Origin of the sequence: Mycobacterium sp. 236(2023) (assembly GCF_029623955.1) — a bacterium.
In the GTDB taxonomy this organism is placed as follows: Bacteria; Actinomycetota; Actinomycetes; order Mycobacteriales; family Mycobacteriaceae; genus Mycobacterium.
Genome location: NZ_JARSBP010000029.1, coordinates 1 through 591 on the forward strand (window position 1 = coordinate 1; position 591 = coordinate 591).

At 66.0% G+C, this 591-nt stretch carries 1 protein-coding gene; it reads left to right on the forward strand.

The genetic code is table 11. The features are described 5' to 3' along the window. Window positions 1-591 (forward strand): pyridoxal 5'-phosphate synthase lyase subunit PdxS (locus P9A17_RS33225; protein WP_278043065.1); only part of this gene is annotated, 591 nt, incomplete at both ends.

A 591-nucleotide genomic window follows, 5' to 3' on the forward strand; every position in this document is an offset into this window, starting at 1 on the left:
CAGATCCTGCAGAGCCTCGGAGTGGACTACGTCGACGAGTCCGAGGTGCTCACACCCGCCGACTACGCCAACCACATCGACAAGTGGAAGTTCACCGTTCCGTTCGTGTGCGGTGCCACCAACCTCGGCGAGGCGTTGCGCCGCATCACCGAAGGTGCGGCGATGATCCGTTCCAAGGGTGAGGCCGGCACCGGCGATGTCTCCAACGCCACCACACACATGCGCAAGATCGGCGGAGAGATCCGTCGGCTGACGACGCTGTCCGAGGACGAGTTGTACGTCGCGGCAAAGGAATTGCAGGCGCCCTACGACCTCGTGGTCGAGGTGGCGCAGGCCGGCAAGCTTCCCGTCACGCTGTTCACAGCGGGCGGTATCGCGACCCCGGCCGACGCGGCGATGATGATGCAGCTCGGCGCCGAGGGTGTGTTCGTCGGCTCGGGCATCTTCAAGTCCGGCAACCCGGAAGAGCGCGGCGCCGCGATCGTGAAGGCGACCACGTTCTACGACGACCCCGATGTGCTGGCCAAGGTGTCGCGCGGTCTGGGCGAGGCGATGGTCGGCATCAACGTCGACGACATCCCGGTCCCGCAC